This is a genomic window from Streptomyces canus (genome assembly GCF_001514145.1).
GTDB lineage: Bacteria > Actinomycetota > Actinomycetes > Streptomycetales > Streptomycetaceae > Streptomyces > Streptomyces canus.
In genome coordinates this window covers 227,464-242,313 of record NZ_KQ948663.1, presented here as the reverse complement: position 1 = coordinate 242,313, position 14,850 = coordinate 227,464, and the positions used below count along the sequence as shown (strand labels likewise).

The window sequence follows — 14,850 nt, the reverse complement described above, 5'->3', positions numbered from 1 at the left end:
ACTTGGGAGTAACGTGCACGAACGGAGCAGGAACCGGACAACGGCCGACCTGCCACCAGGTGAAGATCAGCGAAAGGGACGAAGTGACGGACTTCCCGGCGGGAGACATCGCGCGCGTCGGAGTGGTGGGCTGCGGCCAGATGGGGGCGGGCATCGCCGAGGTGTGCGCCCGCGCCGGTCTGGACGTGAAGGTCGCCGAGACCACCGGCGAGGCCCTGGAGATCGGCCGCACCCGGCTGTTCAACTCCCTGACCAAGGCCGCCGAACGCGGCAAGATCACTGCGGACGAGCTGGCGGAGACGCAGGCACGTCTGAGCTTCACCACCGACCTCGGCGAGTTCGCCGACCGCGACCTGGTCGTCGAGGCCGTCGTGGAGAACGAGCAGGTCAAGACCGAGATCTTCCAGGTGCTCGACCAGGTGGTGACCCGCCCGGACGCGATCCTGGCCTCCAACACCTCGTCCATCCCGCTGGTGCGGCTGGCGGTCGCCACCTCGCGGCCCGACCAGGTCGTCGGCATCCACTTCTTCAACCCGGCCCCGGTGCAGAAGCTCGTCGAGCTGATCCCGGCGCTCACCACGTCCGAGGGCACGCTGGCCCGCGCCCAGCAGTTCGCCGAGAAGCTGCTCGGCAAGCACGCGATCCGCGCCCAGGACCGCTCCGGCTTCGTGGTCAACGCGCTGCTGATCCCGTATCTCCTGTCCGCGATCCGGATGTTCGAGTCGGGCATCGCGAGCCGCGAGGACATCGACAACGGCATGGAGCTGGGCTGCGCCCACCCGATGGGCCCGCTGAAGCTGTCCGACCTGATCGGCCTGGACACCGTCGCCTCGGTCGCCTTCTCGATGTACGAGGAGTACAAGGAGCCGCTGTACGCCGCTCCCCCGCTGCTCCAGCGCATGGTCGACGCGGGCCGGCTCGGCCGGAAGTCCGGCTCCGGCTTCTACACCTACGACTGACCCGCACCCTGTCCGTTCCAGGGTGCTGATGACACAGTGCTACGAACGCGGGCCCGGCGCTCTTCCGAGTGCCGGGCCCGCGTCATTCACACACCGTGTGCGCGTCGGGCCCGCATATGCCCGTCGCACACTCTCCCCACGCGCCCACCAGGCGAGTTGACTCTTCATGCGCATGCAAGGGATGTGACGACCACGGAAAGGAGCGGACTTGTGACCGCCGAACCGGAGCATCCCGTGATCCATGGAGAACTCGCAGAGTTACGACGCCGCCTCGATGTCGCGTACGCACGCGTCGAGGGAGGCCTCGCTCTGCTCAGTCACCGTACGGAGGAGACGGACAAGGAGATCGACGATCTGAGCGCACGGATCATCGCCCTGGAGCACGCCCGCTGGCCGCTTCCCGCGGTTGCGGCGATCACCGCCGCGGGCGCGCTCGTCGTGGCGATCTGGCAGGCCCTCGGCCACTGAGGCTTCGGGACGCTCGGGTGGGGGATCAGGGCCAGGGCCAGTCCGCCGGACAGGCCCTAAGTGTCCTGACCGAGCCTCAGATGGTGCAACAGGAGTAACGCGGCCGCCATGTTGGCGGCCGGGACCTCCCCACGGGCGACCATGTCGGGAACGAGCTTCAGGGGGACCCATTCCCGGCGGTCCGACTCAAAGTCGTCCACGGGGTGCCCGATGTACTCGCCCTCGTCGGCCCAGTAGATGTGGTGCCGGGCGTCGGTGAGCCCGTTGGAGGGCTCCACGCTCATGAGGTGCTGGAGCGGGCCCGGTCGCCAGCCGGTCTCTTCCTCGAGTTCCCTGGCGGCCGCGACGGCGATGTCCTCGCCATCCTCGACCACACCCGCGGCGAGTTCCCATCCCCAGCTGTCGGTGATGAAACGGTGGCGCCACAGCAGGAGGACCTCGTTGGCCTCGTTCACCACCGTGGCGACGGCGACGGGCCGCAGTCGTATCAGGAAGTGGTCGAGGTGCCGGCCGTCCGGCAGCTCGACATCGGCGAGATTGACGCTGAACCAGCGGTTTTCATACACAGTTTGTTCGTTCTGTTTCGTCCACTGCACGGTTCTGCCACCTTCCGTCGAGTAAGTGGCAATATCGCAGCAGGGACTGTGGCTGTCGGCGTACGCGTGCCCTCCTACAGCGGTACGCGCAGTGCGCCGTCGATCAGTTCGGCTGCCTCGGCGGTGCCCGCGCAGCCGCTGCGGACCAGGTGTTCGCGGACCGCTCTGAGTCTGTCGCGCAGGCGCTGGGACTCCATTCCCCTGGCCTGTTCGGCCATCTGCACGGCGGTGGCCACCGCCTTGTCCGCGTTGCCCTGACGCAGTTCGATCGTGCTGAGCATGGCGAGGCGGTGCACCCGGCCCCGGTCGTGGGCCGGGTTGTCGACAGCGGCCGCGGCGTGCGCGGCCGCCGCCGCGAGTTCTCCGAGGCTGAGGAGCGCCTCCGCCACCTGGACGTTGACGAGGCCCGGCTGGACATAGCCGGTCTCGTCGGGCTCGTATCCCCGCCGGATGCGTTCGGCGGCCTGCTCGGCCCGCCGGATGCAGGACAGCGCGGTCGTACCGTCGCCGAGGTGGGCGTACGCCTTGGCCTGCATCGCGTAGAGATCGCAGGCGAGCGCCGGGGTGATGTGCTTGCCGGCGGCCCGCAACGCGGCCTCCGCGAAGGCGACCGCCTGGCGGTACTCCCGCATGAACAGGGCCTGGTTGACCAGCAGCGCGATGACATACGCGCCGAGTCCGCGGTCGCCGCTGGCCTTGGCGAGCCTGAGGGCCTGGTGGAAGTAGCGCTGAGCGAGACCGTGGGCGTCGGAGTCGTAGGCGCAGATCCCGGCGACGGCGACCAACCCGCCGGTGGCGCGGTGCAGTTGGCGGCCCGTCTCGTCGGTGTAGCTGCCGCGCAGCAGCGGGGCGGCCTCGGCGTTGAGGAAGCCGACGATCCGGGTGCGGGTCGCTATACCGCCGGCCTTCCGGTACATCTGCTCGTAGTGGGTGCGGGCAGCGCGGAGCATCGCGATGTCGGAGTGGGTGACCCGGTGCCGGCCGCCCCGGGAGACGTCGACGTCCTCGGGCGGGTTCTCCCACTCCCACACGGGCATGACGGCGGGGGTGCCGGTGACCGCGGGGGCGCCCAGGATGTGCGGGCGCTGCTGTTCGTCGGAGCGCCACAGGGCGGTGGCCCGCTCGACGAAACCGGACAGCGAGGTGCCGTGCGGGGCGGAAGGTTCGCCGGGCACGCCGAGGCCGATGTCGTCGAGGGTGACGGGACGTCGGAGCCGGCCGGCCAGCACCTCGCAGATCAGGTCGGGCACCTGACCGCGCGGGCGCTGGCCCTTCAACCACCGCGCCACGGCGGTGTGTTCGTACCTGAGCGCGAGGCCGCGTGTCCTCCCGGCCTGGTTCACATGTGCGGCTAGCCCGGCGTGCGAGATCCCGGCTTCGTCGAGGATCGCGTCGAGCAGAGTGTTGGGCTGCATATATGCCCCCCGGGTGGCTCGGTGCCGTCAGAGTAGTGGGTTCGTCTTCACACGGGGTGTGAACGGAGTGCTCGAATCCGCAGCGTGTGCGCACTGTTGCGGAGAGTTTCCGCCCGGTTGACTGAAATACCTCGCAAGAGGCCGGCCGGGCCGCCGGCTCCCCCTCGTACAGTGCGGTGGCCCGGCCGTGGGCTTCAGAGGTGCGTCGTGGCTGGTCGCGCGGTTCCCGGGGTAGCTGAGTGCTGCCGTTCGTTTCTCAGCACCAGGAGGGCGACGTCGTCCGTCGGGGTGCCGCCCGTGTGGTTCAGGAGAGCGGTGAATACAGCGCCCAGTACGACGTCGGGAGCGCCCTGCGCAGCCTCACGAAGTACCTCCGGCAGGGAGAAGAACCGGCCATGAGCGTCCCTCGCGTCCTCGGCACCGTCCGTGTGCAGGACCAGGGTCTCGCCCGGTAACAGATGGCCGCACTCCAGGGGCTGAAGGTCCCTCGGCAGCCGAAACGGGCCGAGGGGCGGCAACGGATCCGCGCACGACAGAGGCTCGACCCTGGGGCCACTCAACAGGTACGGCCACAGGTGGCCGCAGTTGAGGGCGGAGAGCCCGCCGTCCCTGCCGATCTCCAGCAGCAGCACCGTGACGAACTCCTCGGCGACCGTGCCGTCCCGTTCGGCGCGCTCCCTCAAGTTCCGGGCGAGCGCACGGTCCAGTCTGCGCAGCACCCCGGCGAGTTCGGGCTCGTCGTGGACGGCCTCGCGGAAGCTGCCGAGGACCGCGGCGGCCGTACCGACGGCGGCGAGGCCGTGGCCGCGGACATCGCCCATGACGACTCGTACACCGTGTTCCGTGGCGACGGCCTCGTACAGGTCGCCGCCGATGGTGGCGCCCCGGTCGGCGGACATCTGGGCCGCGGCGACGGTGAGCCCGTTGACGCGCGGGGGCAACGGCCGCAGCAGCGCGCTCTGGGCGGCGCCCGCGACCTGGCGGGCTTGTCTGAGCTCACGCAGCAGGGTCCGCCGGACATGGAAGATCAGCCCGGTGCCCACCGCAAAGAAGACGGCGCTGCCGGCGGCCCGCGCGCCCAGGCTGTTCTGCTGCGCGAGCGGACAGGTCATCTTGTACGTGATCGCGACGGCACCCCACACCGTGGGGAGGCCGAGCGTCAGCGCACGGCGCGACTTCCGGTGACCTCTGCGGACCGCGAGGCGAGCGGCACGCCCGACACGAGGCACCGCAGCCCTCAAGCACATCATGCCGATGGCCCCCCAACTAGGCCCTGCACACGCAATCGGACCGACCTCGAAAGGCCGGTCCGATTCTGTCGACCACATGGGCCGAAAGGGCCAGATCACTGGGGGAACTCACCCTATCGAGTGAGGTGACCGCACTCCCCGCGCGCTCAACCTCGGAGCACAGCCCCCGTACGCTCCCCGGCGAGGGCGACCGCCGCGTCCCGGGCCGCGGAAGCCTCGTCCACGGTCAGGGTCCGGTCCCCGGCACGGAACCGCAGCGCATAGGCCAGCGACCTCTTGCCGTCCCCCAGCTGCTCCTCGTTCTCGTACACGTCGAACAGCCGGATCCCTTCGAGGAGTTCACCCGCGCCCTCACGCAGCGCGGTCTCGACGTCGGCGTGCGGCACGAACTTGTCGACGACCAGGGCGACATCCTGCGTGGCCACCGGGAACGTGGAGATGGCCGGCGCCTGCGGGGTGTCGTCGCCGACCGCCTCGAGGACATCCAGGTCCAGCTCCATCGCGGAGGTGCGTGCCGGCAGCCCGAACGCCTTCACCACCCGCGGATGAAGCTCTCCGGCGTGACCGACGACCGTCTCGGCCCCGTCCACGACGACCACGAACTCGGCACAGCGCCCCGGGTGCCACGGCCCGTACTGACCGCCCCGCACGACCAGTTCGGCGCCGGCCTCACGCGCGACCAGACGCCCGGCCTCGACCGCGTCGGCCCAGTCGGCCGGACGGCCCTTGCCCCACCAGCCGGCCTGCTCCCGCGCACCGGCGAGCACCACGGCCACGTGCCGCGGCTGTTCCGGCAGCGCGGCGTCCAGTTCGGCGATCTCGGCGTCCGTGGGACGCCGGTCCACCGGCAGCACCGCGGCGACCCGCTGCTCCGAGCGCGGCAGGAAGACCAGCCCGGTCTCGAACAGCGCCAGATCGTGCGAACCCCGCCCGTCGTTGCGCCGCAGCGCACCGAGCAGCCCCGGCAGCAGCGACGTACGCAGCGCGGGCTCCTCGTCGTTCAGCGGGTTGGTCAGTCTGACGACACGGCGAGCCGGGTCGTCGGCCTCCAGGCCCAGCTGGTCGAAGACCTGCTCGGAGACGAAGGGGTAGTTCGGCGCCTCGACATACCCGGCACCGGCGAGCACCCGCCCGGCCCTGCGGTGCAGCCGCTGGCGGTGGGTCAGGCCACGGCCGGCCGGCGGCCTGGGCAGCGTGGAGGGCAGGTTCTCGTAGCCCTCCAGCCGGATGACCTCTTCGGCCAGGTCGTTGATCTCCTGGAGGTCGGGACGCCAGGACGGCACGGTGACGATCAGCTCGTCCTGCCCGTACACGTCACAGCCGACCTCCTGGAGGCGGCGTACGACGGTCTCGCGGCCGTAGGAGACACCCGCGACCTTGTCCGGGTGGTCCGCCGGGACGCTGATGGTGTGCGGCGCCGACGGGGCGACGACCTCGGTGACACCGGCCTCGGCGGTGCCGCCCGCGAGCAGCACCAGCAGGTCGACCGTGCGCTGCGCGGCAGCGGCGGCGGCCTGCGGGTCGACACCACGCTCGAAGCGCCGGGACGCCTCCGAGGACAGCTTGTGGCGACGGGCCGTACGCGCGATGGCGACCGCGTCGAAGTGGGCGGCCTCGATGACCACGTCGGTGGTGCCTTCGCCCTCGGCGTGGTCGGCGATCTCGGTGTTGGCGCCGCCCATCACGCCGGCGAGGCCGATCGGACCACGCTCGTCCGTGATGACCAGGTCCTCGGCGTGCAGCTTCCGCTCGACACCGTCGAGGGTGACGATCTGCTCGCCCTCCTCGGCCCGGCGGACGCCGATGGTGCCCCGGACCAGCGTGCGGTCGTAGGCGTGCAGCGGCTGGCCGAGCTCCATCATCACGTAGTTGGTGACGTCGACGGCGAGCGAGATCGGGCGCATGCCGACCTTCTGCAGACGGCGCTGGAGCCAGAGCGGGGAGCGCGCCTCGGGGCTGAGGCCGGTCACCGTACGGGCCGTGAAGCGGTCGCAGCCGAGCGGGTCGGAGACCTGCACCGGGTAGCCGAAGGCGTTCGGGCCCGGGACGTCGAGCAGGGCCGGGTCGCGCAGCGGCAGGCCGTAGGCGATCGCGGCCTCGCGGGCCACGCCCCGGATGGACAGGCAGTCGCCGCGGTTGGCGGTGACGGCGATGTCCAGGACCTCGTCGACCAGCTCCAGGAGCTCGATGGCGTCCTTGCCGACCTCGGTCTCCGGCGGCAGCACGATGATGCCGTGGCTGCCGTCGTCGCCCATGCCCAGCTCGTCGCCGGAGCAGATCATGCCGTGGGAGGTCCTGCCGTAGGTCTTGCGGGCGGAGATCGAGAAACCGCCGGGCAGGGTCGCGCCGGGCAGCACGACGACGACCTTGTCACCGACCTGGAAGTTCCGGGCACCGCAGACGATCTCCTGCGGCTCGCCGGTGCCGTTGGCCTGGCCGACGTCGACCGTGCAGAAGCGGATCGGCTTCTTGAAGCCCTCCAGCTCCTCGATGGTCAGCACCTGGCCGACGACCAGGGGGCCCTTGAGGTCGGCGCCGAGGTGCTCGACGGTCTCGACCTCGAGCCCTGCGGAAACGAGCTTGGCCTGGACGTCACGGCCGGTTTCGGTCGCCGGCAGGTCGACGTACTCCCGCAGCCAAGAAAGCGGGACCCGCATCAGATCTCCATCCCGAACGGCCGGGTGAACCGGACGTCACCCTCGACCATGTCTCGCATGTCCTCGACGTTGTGGCGGAACATCAGCATCCGCTCGATACCGAACCCGAAGGCGAAGCCGCTGTACTTCTGCGGGTCGACACCACAGGCGGTCAGCACCTTGGGGTTGACCATTCCGCAGCCGCCGAGCTCGATCCAGCCCTCGGAGGAGCAGGTACGGCAGGGGCGGTCGGGGTTGCCGACGGACTCGCCGCGGCAGACGTAGCACACCATGTCCATCTCGGCGGACGGCTCGGTGAAGGGGAAGAAGTTCGGGCGCAGCCGGGTCTTCATGCCCTCGCCGAACAGGGCCTGGACCATGTGGTCCATGGTGCCCTTGAGGTCGGCCATGGTCAGGCCCTCGTCGACGGCCAGCAGCTCGACCTGGCGGAAGACGGGGGTGTGCGTGGCGTCCAGCTCGTCGGTGCGGTAGACGACACCGGGACAGATCACGTACACCGGCAGCTCACGGCTCAGCAGCGAGCGGATCTGCACGGGCGAGGTGTGGGTGCGCAGCACGACACCGGACTCGGTGCCGCCTTCTGGGCCCTCGACGAAGAACGTGTCCTGCTCGCCGCGGGCCGGGTGGTCCGGGCCGATGTTGAGCGCGTCGAAGTTGAACCACTCGGCCTCGACCTGCGGGCCCTCGGCGACCTCGTAGCCCATGGCCACGAAGACGTCCTCGATGCGCTCGGAGAGCGTGGTGAGCGGGTGGCGGGCGCCGGCCGGTACGCGGTCGTACGGCAGCGTGACGTCCACCGCCTCCTCGACCAGCACGCGCTGGTCGCGCTCGGCCTCCAGCTCGGCCTGACGGCCGGCGAGGGCCTTGTTCACCGCGCCCCGGGCCTGGCCGACGAGCTTGCCTGCGGCGGCCTTGGCGTGCGGGGGCAGGGCGCCGATCTCGCGGTTGGCGAGGGCCAGCGGGGAGGTGCCCCCGGTGTGGGCGACCTTGGCCTCCTGGAGCGCGTCGAGGGAGTCCGCGGCGGCGAAGGCGGCGAGCGCCTCGTCCCGCATGCGCTCGATCTCTTCCGGTTTCAGGGCCTCGACCTCTACAGGGTCGTACGACTTGTTCGGTGCCGACATCTCTTCCCGTGCTTCCGATTGGCTGGCTGAAGGTCCCCGTCACCGACTCACTCGGAGGGCCGTCCATGGGACACAAAGGTGCCAAAGGCCGAGTCTAACGGGGTTGATGAATGCGAATGCGCCCGCGGGCGGCTCGGGCGGATCTCAGGTGAGATAGGCCGGAGCGCTCACGGGCAACGTAAATCGGAACTCGGCGCCGCCCCGGGGGGCGCGGCCGACCGTGATGGTGCCGCCGTGGGCTTCGACGATGCCCTTGACGATGTAGAGCCCGAGGCCGGTGCCACCGCGCTTGCTGCCCCGCCAGAAGCGGGTGAAGACGCGGTTCATGGACTCCTCCGGGATGCCGGCGCCCTCGTCGCTCACGGTGACCGACGTGCCGGTGTCCTCCCCTTCGCGGGGGGACGCCGAGGGCGTGATGTCAATCGTGACGGTTCCCTCGCCGTGCCGCACCGCATTTTCCAGCAGGTTGCTGAGCACCTGGTCGATCTTGTCGGGATCGGCCCACAGGGCGGGCAGCGGCTGCTCGAGGCGGAGCAGGAACCGGTCGGCGGCGAGGCCCGCGGCGACGTAGGCCTGGATGTGGCGCCCGACGGCGGCGCCGATGTCGACGGGCTGGCGCCTGACCTCCAGGCGCCCGGAGTCGATGCGGGAGATGTCGAGGAGCTCGGCGATGAGCCGGGTGACCCGGTCGGCGTCCGCGTCGACGGTCTCCAGCATCAGCCGTTTCTGGTCGTCGGTGAACCGCTCCCACTTGGCGAGGAGGGTCGCGGTGAAGCCCTTGACGGAGGTGAGCGGGGACCTGAGCTCATGCGCCACGGTGGCGATCAGCTCGGCGTGGCTGCGCTCGGTGCGGCGGCGTGCCTCGGTGTCCCGGAGGGCGACGACGACACGGTGGACGGGCCCGGTCGGCCGGGTGCGCACGTACTGCGCGGAGACGAGGACCTCACGGCCGCCCGGCAACAGCAGATTCCGTTCGGGCTGCCGCCTGCGGATGGCGAGGCCGCCGTACGGATCGGTCAGCTGCCACCAGCGCCGTCCCTCGAGGTCCTCTAATGGAAGGGCCTTCTCCAGCCGCTGTCCGAGGGCGTCCTGGGCGGGGAGGGCGGTGATCCGGGCAGCGGCGGCGTTGAAGCAGATCACACGGCCCTGTTCGTCCGCGACGACGAGACCGTCGGGCAGCTGGTCGGGATCGATGCCGAGCTCGGCGGCACCACCGGCACAGGCTCCGGACACGTCGTGGGCGCTCCTCGTGCCGACACTCATCCCCGTACCCCACCTCTCCGACGGCGCAGGGCCCCCGAGCTGGTCACCCTACTGGTTCTGGGTGACGGAGCGGCACCCTCCGGGGGCGCGCTGTGCACGGGCTGACGCATAGAGACATACGGCGGCCGCGGTGGCGAGGTTCAGGCTCTCGGCCTTCCCGTGGATCGGGACGCGCACCACGGCGTCCGCGAGTGCGCGGGTCTCCTCCGGAAGCCCCCATGCCTCGTTGCCGAACACCCAGGCGGTCGGCCCGCCCATGGTGCCCTGGTCGAGCTCGGCGTCGAGGTCGTCGGTCCCGGCGCCGTCGGCGGCGAGGATCCGCACACCGGCCCTCCTGAGCCCCTCGACGGCCTCCTCCACGGGCACACCGACGGCGACGGGCAGGTGGAAGAGGGAGCCCACGGAGGCCCGTACGGCCTTGGGGTTGTAGAGATCGACGGACGCGTCGGTCAGTACGACGGCCTCGGCACCGGCCGCGTCGGCGCACCGCAGTACGGTGCCGGCGTTCCCGGGATCCCGCACGTTGGCGAGCACGGCGACGAGTCGGGGCCGGGCGGCGAGGATCTCTTCGAAGGGGGTGTCGAGGAACCGGCAGATCCCGACGAGGCCCTGCGGGGTGACGGTCGTCGAGATGTCGGCGATGACGTCCTCGGCGGCGAGGTGCACACGGGCCCCTACGGCGCGGGCCTCTCCGACGATGTCGGCGTACCGTTCCGCCGCCTCCACGGTGGCGAACAGCTCCACCAGACCGTGCCCGGAGGCCTCCCGCACCGCCTGCGGCCCCTCGGCCAGGAACAGCCGCTCCTTGCCCCGGAAGTTCCGCTTGGCGAGCCGCCGCGCGGCGGACACCCGGGGGGAACGGGGGGAGATGAGCTCGGGGGTGACGGGGGGCATGCTCTTCACCTTCGGATGTGTTCCGGAAACAGCGGACCCGCAGGCATCACTGCCTGCGGGTCCACACAGTCACGTCGGCCTAGGGCCGGCGCAGCGTCACGCGGCCTTGGGCGCGTTCACGTCCGCCGGCAGAGCCTTCTGCGCGACCTCGACGAGCGCGGCGAACGCCGGCGCGTCGTTGACGGCCAGCTCGGCCAGGATCTTGCGGTCGACCTCGATGTTCGCCGCGTTCAGACCCTGGATGAAGCGGTTGTACGTGATGCCGTTGGCGCGGGCAGCGGCGTTGATGCGCTGGATCCACAGCCGACGGAAGTCGCCCTTGCGCTTCTTGCGGTCGTTGTAGTTGTAGACCAGCGAGTGGGTGACCTGCTCCTTGGCCTTGCGGTACAGGCGCGAACGCTGACCGCGGTAGCCGGAGGCCGCCTCGAGGATCGCCCGGCGCTTCTTGTGGGCGTTGACTGCCCGCTTGACGCGTGCCACTTGTTAACTCCTTGTAGCGGGGCCGTGGTTGGACTCACACGGCCCGGTATCGATGGGGTCCCGGTCCAGACGTACGGCGCTCGGTGAAGGCGCCGGGTACGTCACTTGCCGAGAAGCTTCTTGATCTTCTTGGCGTCGCCCGGGGCCATCTCGGCGTTGCCGGTGAGGCGCCGCGTCAGGCGCGACGTCTTGTGCTCGAGGTAGTGGCGCTTGCCGGCGCGCTCGCGGAGCACCTTGCCGGAGCCGGTGATCTTGAAGCGCTTGCTGGAACCGCTGTGCGTCTTGTTCTTCGGCATAGCGCCGTTCTCTCCTCGTCGGTGGCGCTCCGGTGCCCGGTCCTGAAACCGGGCACGGTGAGCGTCGCTCTTGTATCGGTTTGTGTCCTGGGGACTCGCGTCCCCCGGGGTCACGCCTCGGCGGAAGCCTCTGCCGGGGCCTCGACCTCGACCTCGGCCTCGTCCTCGACGTGGTCGCCCTCCGCGGCGTTCTGCGACTTGCCGGGGTTGGCCTTCGCGTCTGCCTTGCGGGCTTCCTGCGCCTGGCGGGCCTCGGCCATCGCCTCGGTCTTCTTCTTGTGCGGACCGAGAACCATGATCATGTTTCGGCCGTCCTGCTTCGGATTCGACTCGATGAAGCCGAGGTCCTGGACGTCCTCCGCGAGACGCTGCAGCAGTCGGTAGCCCAGTTCGGGCCGGGACTGCTCGCGACCACGGAACATGATCGTGATCTTGACCTTGTCGCCCTGCTTGAGGAACCGGACGACGTGACCCTTCTTGGTGTCATAGTCGTGCGGGTCGATCTTCGGCCGGAGCTTCATCTCCTTGATGACCGTGTGCGCCTGGTTCTTGCGCGCCTCACGGGCCTTCATGGCCGACTCGTACTTGAACTTCCCGTAGTCCATGAGCTTGCACACGGGCGGACGGGCGTTCGCCGCGACCTCGACCAGGTCCAGGTCGTACTCCTGCGCAAGCTCCAGTGCCTTGGCCAGGGGGACGATGCCCACCTGCTCGCCACTGGGACCGACAAGTCGCACCTCGGGAACGCGAATCCGGTCGTTGATGCGGGGCTCGGCGCTGATGGATCCTCCTCGGTTAGCACCACACGGCGGTCTGGCGGACAGCCGCGTATGTCTTTTGTCAGACCTAACCGCACCGAGGAACAAAAAATGCCCCGGCGGATCACAGACGGGGCTCCAACACTGCCGGAGCACCGCCACGATGACGCGGGGCGCACTTTCGGGCGACTCCATCGTCCGTACGGAACGATGGTGGCCGCCTGACCGGGGTGACCCGCCGTCCCAGGGGATGGCCGGGTGGGAGTTCGGAGCCTCCACTTGTGGGCCGGACACGCGAATGTCCAGCCGGTCGTTACACAAGGTTAGCAGCAACCCGGGGGTGGTGCGAACCGACGTGCGCCGGGCCCTATCGTGGGGGCCATGAGTGACACCCCTCCCGCGTCCTCCGACGCTCCCGGCTCCCCCGACTTCGACGAGATGACCCGCGACATCGCCGAGGTCCCCGCAGTCGAGGTGATCGTGACGGTCGCCGTCAATCTGATGAGCGCCGCCGCGGTGAAGCTCGGTCTGACCGAGGAGGGCGACAAGTACAAGGACCTGGACGAGGCCCGCAAGCTGATCCACGCCCTCGCCGGTCTGCTGGACGGGAGCGCGACGGAGATCAGCTCCTTCCACGCGGCCCCGCTGCGGGACGGCCTGAAGTCCCTCCAGCTGGCCTTCCGCGAGGCGTCCCTGGTCCCGGACGAGCCGGGCCAGGGCCCCGGCGAGAAGTACACAGGGCCGATCTACGGCTAGCTCATCCCCGTACGTACAAGGGCTCGCCCGGAGGCGTGGCCCCGGCCGGCAGGACTGCCAGGTCGAGGCCGCGTACCAGGCGGGCCCTCAGTGTTTCGTCGGCGGCCAGGCGCCGCGCGACCGCGTGGACGCCGGCGTCGTGCGGCACGGCCGGCTCGAAGACCAGGGCGAGGGTGCCGTCGGCCCGGCCCGGACCGAGGTAGGCGCGCAGCACCGCACTCACGTCGGCGACCACGGCGCGCACCGCGTCCACGACCGCCGGGTCGGCGAGCGGATCCGTGGTGGTCCGCCCCTCGGCAAGGGCGAGCAACGCGGAGCCGGTCAGCTCGAAGGGAACCGGCCCCGCCAGATCCAGTACGACCGTGTCGGCCTTCTCGTGCGCGGCGGCCTGCAGCGCCTGGTGCAGGGGTACGGCGACCGGACGGGCCTCGGGGTCCCAGCGGGCCAGCGACGCGGTGGAGGTGAAGGCCGGCAGGGCGGTCCGGGATCCGGCCTTGAGGGTGGGGACGGCCATGTCGCTGGTCTTCTCGCGGCGCAGCCCGCCCGCCCGTCTCCCACCACCACCCTTCCCACGAGCTTCGCGCCCCTCTTGACCGTCCTCCTCGACCTCGCCGAGCACGGCCACCACGGGGACGAGCAGCCGGGCGCCCTTGAGGGCGTCCAGGACCGGGCCCACGGCGGCGCGGTCCTCGGCCCAGGCCGCGAGCGCCGCGCTCAGCCGGGGATCGGCGGAGCCGTCGTCGTCGGAGAAGCCGGGGTCGGGAATGTTCTTGTTCGCCACGGTCACCGACCCTATAGGGGGCTTGCTGCTGCGGTTGTGCGGGCCCGGAAACCCGCCCGTGACCGCTTTCACGGGTTTCTCAGAGTTCGCTGACACAGCTCTAACGTCCGTCTAACGGCCCGCACAGTCGGCGGCCGGAGCATCGGCGGCATGGAGTCCTCCAGAGCCACCGGCCGCCGCGTCCGCAGGCTCCCCTTGCGGCCTTTGATGTACACCGCGCTCGCCTGCGTCGCCATCGCCGGCGTCACGGCCGGGGGGACCGTGTACGTGAAGGCGCAGGCGCACTCCGGGGGCGGCACCGTATCGTCGGCGCCGATGCCGTCGTTCTCGTCCTCCCCGGCGGCCACGACTGAGGAGGCGGCGGCTGTGACGGAGCCGGTGGTGGATCTCGACGAGCGGCTGTCCGACGCCATGAAGGCGGTGGGCGCGACGGGCGACGAGAAGGTCTCGGCCGCGGTGCTCGCCCTGGAGTCGGGCGACAGCGCGGTTCACGGCGACGGCGCCTTCGACACGGCGAGCATCGTGAAGGTCGACATCCTGGCGGCGCTGCTGCTGCAGCACCAGGAGGCGGGCACGCGGCTCAGCGCGGGGGAGAAGGCGTACGCCACCACGATGATCGAGAACAGCGACAACACCTCGGCGTCGGCGCTGTGGGACATCATCGGGAAGGCCTCCGGGCTGGACGCCGCCAACAAGAAGTTCGGGCTGACCGGCACGGCGGCCGGCGAGGGGGCGCTGTGGGGGCTGACCCAGACCACGGCGGCCGACCAGCTCACCCTGCTGCAGCAGGTGTTCGGGGACGACTCGGAGCTGAGCGAGACCTCGCGGTCGTACCTTCAGGGGCTCATGGGCCGGATAGAGGCCGACCAGCAGTGGGGGGTGTCGGCGGCGGCCGACGGCTCCGGGTGGGCGCTGAAGAACGGGTGGCTGCCGCGCAGCACGACCGGGCTGTGGGACGTCAACAGCATCGGGCGGGTGACGGCGGACGGCCACGCGTATCTGGTGGCCGTGCTCTCGAAGGGGAGCTCCACCCAGGCGAAGGGGATCTCGCTGGTGGAGGCGGCGGCGCAGGCGGCGGTGTCGGTGTTCACGGGAGCGGATGCCTCGGCATCCGCGTCGGCGAACGCCACGGGTGCGGCGGCCCGTTGAGGCTTCG

Annotated in this window: 14 protein-coding genes and 1 pseudogene; 4 read left to right on the top strand and 11 right to left on the bottom strand. The window is 70.5% G+C overall.

Annotation, left to right across the window (positions count from 1 at the left end; all coding sequences use genetic code 11):
- Positions 1 to 59: 59 nt before the first annotated feature.
- Positions 60 to 959, top strand: coding sequence for a 3-hydroxybutyryl-CoA dehydrogenase (locus AQJ46_RS25870; protein WP_277922227.1), 900 nt, complete (start codon positions 60 to 62; stop codon positions 957 to 959).
- Positions 960 to 1,169: 210 nt separating this feature from the next.
- Positions 1,170 to 1,427, top strand: a complete 258-nt coding sequence (locus tag AQJ46_RS25865) for a hypothetical protein (protein WP_059207886.1) — start codon at positions 1,170 to 1,172, stop codon at positions 1,425 to 1,427.
- A 56-nt stretch (positions 1,428 to 1,483) separates the two neighbouring features.
- Here AQJ46_RS25865 and AQJ46_RS25860 read toward each other — a convergent pair whose 3' ends face one another.
- The 10 genes and pseudogenes from AQJ46_RS25860 to infC form a co-directional block, all read right to left on the bottom strand.
- Complete coding sequence (locus tag AQJ46_RS25860; protein WP_037715720.1) at positions 1,484 to 2,023, bottom strand: NUDIX hydrolase; 540 nt, start codon at positions 2,021 to 2,023, stop codon at positions 1,484 to 1,486.
- 74 nt (positions 2,024 to 2,097) lie between these two features.
- Complete coding sequence (locus AQJ46_RS25855) at positions 2,098 to 3,438, bottom strand: hypothetical protein (protein WP_059207885.1); 1,341 nt, start codon at positions 3,436 to 3,438, stop codon at positions 2,098 to 2,100.
- 194 nt (positions 3,439 to 3,632) lie between these two features.
- Positions 3,633 to 4,688: a PP2C family protein-serine/threonine phosphatase gene (locus AQJ46_RS25850; protein WP_079072427.1), complete on the bottom strand. Its 1,056-nt coding sequence runs from the start codon at positions 4,686 to 4,688 to the stop codon at positions 3,633 to 3,635.
- 146 nt (positions 4,689 to 4,834) lie between these two features.
- Positions 4,835 to 7,345, bottom strand: coding sequence for a phenylalanine--tRNA ligase subunit beta (gene pheT, locus AQJ46_RS25845; protein ID WP_059207883.1), 2,511 nt, complete (start codon positions 7,343 to 7,345; stop codon positions 4,835 to 4,837).
- Positions 7,345 to 8,466, bottom strand: a complete 1,122-nt coding sequence (pheS, locus tag AQJ46_RS25840; protein WP_059207882.1) for a phenylalanine--tRNA ligase subunit alpha — start codon at positions 8,464 to 8,466, stop codon at positions 7,345 to 7,347. The genes pheT and pheS overlap by 1 nt, the downstream gene beginning before the upstream one ends.
- A 144-nt stretch (positions 8,467 to 8,610) precedes the next feature.
- Positions 8,611 to 9,729, bottom strand: coding sequence for a sensor histidine kinase (locus AQJ46_RS25835; protein ID WP_059207881.1), 1,119 nt, complete (start codon positions 9,727 to 9,729; stop codon positions 8,611 to 8,613).
- 48 nt (positions 9,730 to 9,777) lie between these two features.
- Positions 9,778 to 10,623 (bottom strand): TrmH family RNA methyltransferase, encoded by an 846-nt coding sequence (locus AQJ46_RS25830; RefSeq protein ID WP_057614271.1) that lies wholly within the window; start codon positions 10,621 to 10,623, stop codon positions 9,778 to 9,780.
- A gap of 96 nt (positions 10,624 to 10,719) precedes the next feature.
- Positions 10,720 to 11,103 (bottom strand): 50S ribosomal protein L20, encoded by a 384-nt coding sequence (rplT, locus tag AQJ46_RS25825; protein ID WP_057614272.1) that lies wholly within the window; start codon positions 11,101 to 11,103, stop codon positions 10,720 to 10,722.
- Positions 11,104 to 11,204: 101 nt separating this feature from the next.
- Complete coding sequence (gene rpmI / locus AQJ46_RS25820; protein WP_057614273.1) at positions 11,205 to 11,399, bottom strand: 50S ribosomal protein L35; 195 nt, start codon at positions 11,397 to 11,399, stop codon at positions 11,205 to 11,207.
- 110 nt (positions 11,400 to 11,509) lie between these two features.
- Positions 11,510 to 12,206 (bottom strand): annotated as a pseudogene (gene infC, locus AQJ46_RS25815) (translation initiation factor IF-3).
- A gap of 332 nt (positions 12,207 to 12,538) precedes the next feature.
- Here infC and AQJ46_RS25810 point away from each other — a divergent pair.
- Positions 12,539 to 12,913, top strand: a complete 375-nt coding sequence (locus AQJ46_RS25810) for a DUF1844 domain-containing protein (RefSeq protein WP_059207880.1) — start codon at positions 12,539 to 12,541, stop codon at positions 12,911 to 12,913.
- Position 12,914: 1 nt separating this feature from the next.
- Here AQJ46_RS25810 and AQJ46_RS25805 read toward each other — a convergent pair whose 3' ends face one another.
- Entirely contained in the window at positions 12,915 to 13,694 is a 780-nt protein-coding gene (locus tag AQJ46_RS25805) for an SseB family protein (protein WP_059207879.1), read from the bottom strand.
- 150 nt (positions 13,695 to 13,844) lie between these two features.
- Here AQJ46_RS25805 and AQJ46_RS25800 point away from each other — a divergent pair, with 150 nt between their 5' ends.
- A complete protein-coding gene (locus tag AQJ46_RS25800) occupies positions 13,845 to 14,843 on the top strand; it encodes a serine hydrolase (protein ID WP_059207878.1) in 999 nt (332 codons plus the stop codon).
- Positions 14,844 to 14,850: the final 7 nt, after the last annotated feature.